At 71.1% G+C, this 5,336-nt stretch carries 3 protein-coding genes and 2 pseudogenes; all 5 read left to right on the top strand.

What is annotated here, in order from left to right:
• Positions 1–186, top strand: a pseudogene (locus ACZ52R_RS43270) (ATP-binding protein); the annotation flags it as partial.
• 684 nt (positions 187–870) lie between these two features.
• On the top strand, positions 871–3,966 hold the full coding sequence (locus ACZ52R_RS43275; protein ID WP_465626808.1) for a nitrate- and nitrite sensing domain-containing protein: 3,096 nt from the start codon (positions 871–873) through the stop codon (positions 3,964–3,966).
• A 10-nt stretch (positions 3,967–3,976) separates the two neighbouring features.
• Positions 3,977–4,390, top strand: a complete 414-nt coding sequence (locus ACZ52R_RS43280) for a roadblock/LC7 domain-containing protein (protein ID WP_030248297.1) — start codon at positions 3,977–3,979, stop codon at positions 4,388–4,390.
• Between the two features lie 160 nt (positions 4,391–4,550).
• Positions 4,551–5,210 carry a DUF742 domain-containing protein gene (locus tag ACZ52R_RS43285; protein ID WP_360498804.1) on the top strand — a complete coding sequence of 220 codons (660 nt, stop codon included), beginning with the start codon at positions 4,551–4,553 and terminating at the stop codon, positions 5,208–5,210.
• Positions 5,191–5,336: pseudogene (locus ACZ52R_RS43290) on the top strand (ATP-binding protein); the annotation flags it as partial. The gene ACZ52R_RS43285 and the pseudogene ACZ52R_RS43290, both read left to right, overlap by 20 nt.

Genomic DNA, 5,336 nt, shown 5'->3' on the forward strand with positions numbered 1-5,336 from the left:
CTGCCGTTCGTCGTCGCCCTCAACGGCTTCGACGGACACCAGCCCCACACCGCCGACGAGGTCCGCGAAGCCCTCCAGCTGGGCCCCGACACCCCTGTGGTCACGCTCGACGCCCGCCGCCGCGACAGCGCCAAGAGTGCCCTCATCACCCTCGTCGAACACGCCCTGCTCGCCCGCCTCCGCTGAGCGGGACGCGCCGCGCACCGGACCCGGACGGCCCGGCGGCGAGCGCGCGGGCAACCGGAACCAGTCAGCCCCGTCGGCCCGTCGTTGCAACGGGCCGACGGGGCCGCGCCGCTTACGGGCCGGTGTCCTTCCGGGGCCCCGCGCAAGACCCGTGTATAAGCAGCCGATAACAGTTCGGTAGGCATTTTGTGATCAACAATGACGCAGCGTGGCGATTCAGCGTCACTCAGCGCCAGATGACCACGGTTTTGCTCCGTCATGTCGGTGAATGTCCGGATTGCGCCGACGCGGGTGCCGGACGGCGGCTGTTTGTCCCCCATCCCTGCACGTGCTGAAATTCCAGCTACCCCTGATTCTTTCGTGTCGGCCCGTCCGGCGACGGGTCAGGGCCCGGGGGTAGCGCTGGATTGATCCATGGCCGACTGTCGGCCGAGAGGTAGTTGTCGAGTGAGGCGTAAGCAGCAACCCGCCCCGCAGCGGCGCTCCGAGCCCCGCCAGAGCGAGCCGAACGGTACCCCCGGGAGCCCGGCCGGATTCTCCGCGTTCACTCCCACCGAGGAACGCCCCCCGGCCGCACCGGCTTCGACGCCCCCGAGCCTCGCCTCGGCGCCCCGCAGCGGCGGCGCGCAGGGCGGCGAAGGCGGCACGGGCCGGTACGAGTTCCTCCGCCCGCGGAACTGGCGTGTGCCGACCCGTCTGATCGCGATCCTGCTGATCCCCGTGATCATCAGTCTCGTCTTCGGTGGTCTGCGAGTGAACACCTCGGTCGACGGCTACATCAAGGCCTCCCGCGCCGAGAAGACCGCCGAGCTGGCCAAGGCCGCGACCGAGCTCGCCGAAGCGCTGGAGAACGAGCGCGACAAGACGCTCATACCCCTGCTCACCAAGCAGGACCCGAACAACGAGGTCACCAAGCGCCGCGCCGACACCGACGCCGCGCTGAAGGCCTACAACGCCGCGTACGAGGCCACCGACAAGTCCGGTGAGCTGCCGCGCCGCCACGAGGCCTTCCAGTCGCTGATCATCGACCTGCCGCACCTGCGGGCCAACGCGTACAGCCCCGAGCTGTTCCTCAGCGCGACCGCGAGCGCCTACTCGGTGATGTTCGCCCCGCTGCTGGCCTACGACAACTCGGTCGGCATGGGCTCCTCCAACGCCACCAGCAAGGGCCGCGCGATCTACGCGATGTCCCTGGCCAAGGCCTCCGCCTCGACCCAGCGCTCGCTGATGCTGAGCCTGCTGGTCGGCATCGCGCAGAACGGCACCACCCGGTACGAGAACGCCGACGCGACCCAGCAGATCGTGGTCGCGGAGAAGCTGGAGCAGGTCTCCCTCAACGAGTTCAACACCGGTAGCGCCCCCGAGGACGCCAAGAAGTACTCGGACGCGCAGGTCGCCCTGGCCACCGCCCAGGACCGCTCGGCGTACAAGATGCCGAACGGCCACGCGCCCACCATGCAGGGCCTGCTGGCCCTGGCCGCCGCGTACAGCCAGGCCGCCGCCGAGGGCCAGCTGAAGGGCAAGGCCACCGCCGACGCCGCGTTCGCCGAGGCGAAGGCCTCCGGCCTGACCCCGGACAACTGGAACCAGGCCGCCAACACCCACATCCAGGCCCTGCGGAACACCGAAGTCGTGCTGCTGGACGACGTCCTCACCGAGTCCCGCAACCTGAAGGACAACGCGCTCTACGACGCCATCCTCAACACGGTCATCGTCGTCGCCTCGCTGATCCTGGCCGGCCTGCTCACCGGTTACGTCGCCCGCTCGATGATCCTCGGCATGCGCACCCTGCGCAGCGCCGCCCTGGAGATCGCCGACCACCGTCTGCCCGACCTGGTCGAGAAGCTCTCCAAGACCGACCCCGACCGGGTCGACACCTCGGTGACCCCGATCCCGCTGCACGGCAAGGACGAGATCGGCGAAGTCGCCCGGGCATTCGACCAGGTCCACCAGCAGGCCGTGGCGCTCGCCGCCGAGCAGGCCCTGCTGCGAGGGAACGTCAACGCGATCTTCACCAACCTGTCGCGCCGCAGCCAGGGCCTCATCCAGCGCCAGCTGGCGCTGATCACCGACCTGGAGAACAACGAGGCCGACCCGGACCAGCTGGAGAACCTCTTCAAGCTGGACCACCTCGCGACCCGTATGCGCCGCAACGGTGAGAACCTGCTCGTCCTCGCGGGCGAGGAGGCCGGCCGCCGCTGGAACACCCCGGTCCCGCTGGTCGACGTGCTCCGCGCCGCCGCGTCCGAGGTGGAGCAGTACGAGCGCGTCGAGCTCTCCGGCATCCCGGAGGTCGAGGTCGTCGGCGCCGCCGTGACCGACCTCGTCCACCTGCTTGCCGAGCTGCTGGAGAACGCCACCTCGTTCTCCAGCCCGCAGACCCGGGTGCTGGTCAACGCGACCCGCCTGCCGGACGGCCGCGTGCTGGTCGAGATCCACGACAAGGGCATCGGCCTCACCGCCGAGGACTTCGCCGAGATCAACGAGAAGCTGGCCGAGCCGCCCACGGTCGACGCCACCATCTCCCGCCGCATGGGCCTCTTCGTGGTCGGCCGGCTCTCCCAGCGGCACGACATCCGCGTCCAGCTCCGCCCGTCCGGCGAGTCGGCCGGCACGACCTCGCTGGTCATGCTCCCGCCGTTCGTCACCCAGGGCGGTGCCGCGCCGGAGCCCGAGGAGCAGTTCACCGTCTCCCGGATCTTCGCCGACCAGGAGCCGACCGACCAGTGGGCGCCCGACGCCCGCGCCCGCAGCGCCGCCGAGCTCGGCTTCGACGACCACCTCACCGGTGTCGGCAACGCCGGCTCCAGCGGGTTCAGCCCGGCCCTGGAGGCCGTCCAGCGCTCGCAGCGCCTCGACCAGGTCCGCCGCGCGGCCCTGGAGGGCGGCGCCCCGGACGGCCCGGTGCTGGACGCCGAGGTCGAGGAGGACTACCAGCAGGGCTACGACCAGTACGCCCCGCAGGGTTACCAGCAGGGCGGCGCCTACGCCGACGACCAGTACGGCTACGAGCAGCAGGGCTACCAGCAGGACGGGTACGCCCAGGACGGCTACGACCAGTACCCGCAGCAGGGCTACGACCAGCAGGGCTACGCCGAGGACCAGTACGCCGACGAGCAGTACGGCTACGACCAGGGCGGCTACGCCGACCAGTACGGCCGCCAGGCCCAGGAGGCCCCGGCCGGTCACCCGTACGCCCCGGAGCCGCCCGCGCTGCCCGCCGCCGACCAGGCGCCCACCACCCTGGCGTCCGGGCTGCCGCAGCGCCGCCCCGGCGAGCAGCTGGCGGGCGGTGGCCCCGGCAGCGCGCCGGCCGGCGCCGTCCCGTCGGGCGACAGCCCGAACTGGTTCGCGGGCGCCAAGGACACCTCGATGCCCCTCGAGTCGCGCGGCCACGACGTGTCCTCGCTCGGCGGTTACGGCCCGACCGGCCCGACCGCCGCCTGGCAGTCGCCGAACGACGGCGACTGGCAGCGGGCCGAGCAGCTGCGCGAGCCCTCCTCCGCCGGGACCACCCAGTCCGGTCTGCCGCGGCGCGTGCCCAAGCAGAACCTGGTGCCCGGCAACGCCAAGCCCACCCCGCAGGACGGGCCGCAGGTCTCCCGCAGCCCCGAGGAGGTCCGTGGCCGCCTCACCAACCTGCGCCGCGGTGTGGAGCAGGGCCGCAGCGCCGGCAACACCGGAAGCTTCCGGATCGACCCCGATCAGGTAGACCAGTCCGGCAACGGACAGAACCGCAGCACCGATCTCTTCGGCGGCTCGAACCACCAGGAGCGTTGAGTTGACTCAGATGAGCCAGGCCGCACAGAACCTGAACTGGCTGATCACCAATTTCGTGGACAACACCCCCGGGGTGTCCCACACCGTGGTGGTCTCCGCGGACGGCCTCCTCCTGTGCATGTCCGAGGGCTTCCCGCGCGACCGCGCCGACCAGCTCGCCGCCGTCGCCTCCGGCCTCACCTCCCTCACCTCCGGCGCCAGCCGGATCTTCGAGGGCGGCGAGGTCAACCAGACCGTGGTCGAGATGGAACGGGGCTTCCTGTTCCTCATGGCCGTCAGCGACGGCTCCGCCCTCGCCGTCCTCGCCGCCCCCGACTCCGACATCGGCCTCGTCGGCTACGAGATGGCCCTGCTCGTCGACCGCGCCGGCGCCGTCCTCACCCCCGCACTTCGCGCGGAACTCCAGGGCAGTCTCCTGCACTGACGGTTCGTCGGATACCGTCCAGGTATTCGAAGTACCTCCGCGTCCTTCCCGGGCCCGCTTCGGCGGGCTCGGGTTCGGACGTTGTACGGCCTTCGCACCACCGGCTCCGGACCCGCGCCGAAGCTGAACCGCACCGCCGCACCTTGTGAGGAGAGGAACCGTGACACCGCCCGACGACCGCAGCGGCCAATACGGTCTTCCGTACCCTGGCACAGGCCATGACGCTTTCGGAGCACCCGGCGTCGGCCACGGTCAGCAGTACGGCCGGCACCAGTACGGGCAGCCCCAGCACCCGTATGCCAGGCCCGAGGAGCAGTACGGCCAGTACGAGCAGTACGACCAGTACGCCCAGCAGCAGCCCTCCTACGGCGCCCCGGCGCCCGGCTACCCGACTCCGGCACCGGCGCCCGAGCCGACGCCCGGTTTCCGGCCGGCCCAGGACCCTGGGTACACCGAGGAGTTCGAGGACGAGCCCGACTCCGGCCCGCTGATCCGTCCGTTCGCTATGACCGGCGGCCGTACCCGGCCCCGCTACGAACTCGCGCTGGAGGCCCTGGTCTCCGCCGACGTCGATCCGCAGCGCCTGGCCACCCTGCTCCCCGAGCACCAGCGGATCTGCACGCTGTGCACCGAGGTCAAATCCGTCGCTGAGGTGTCGGCGCTGCTCTCCCTTCCCCTGGGAGTGGCCCGCATCCTCGTGGCCGACCTGGCCGAGGCCGGCCTGGTCGCCATCCACCAGCCCGCTTCCGGCGGCGAATCCGGAAACCAGCCCGACGTCACGCTGCTCGAAAGGGTCCTCAGTGGACTTCGCAAGCTCTAACGCGGCCGCCCCCACCCGCGCCACCACCTCCGCGAAGATCGTCGTCGCGGGCGGCTTCGGTGTCGGCAAGACCACGCTCGTCGGCGCCGTCTCCGAGATCAACCCCCTGCGCACCGAAGCCGTCAT

This window comes from Kitasatospora sp. NPDC034023, from assembly GCF_055575795.1.

Coding starts and splice junctions, on each gene's coding strand:
- ACZ52R_RS43280 (WP_030248297.1), top strand. CDS start 3,977: ATGAGCCAGGCCGCACAGAACCTGAACTGGCTGATCACCAATTTCGTG.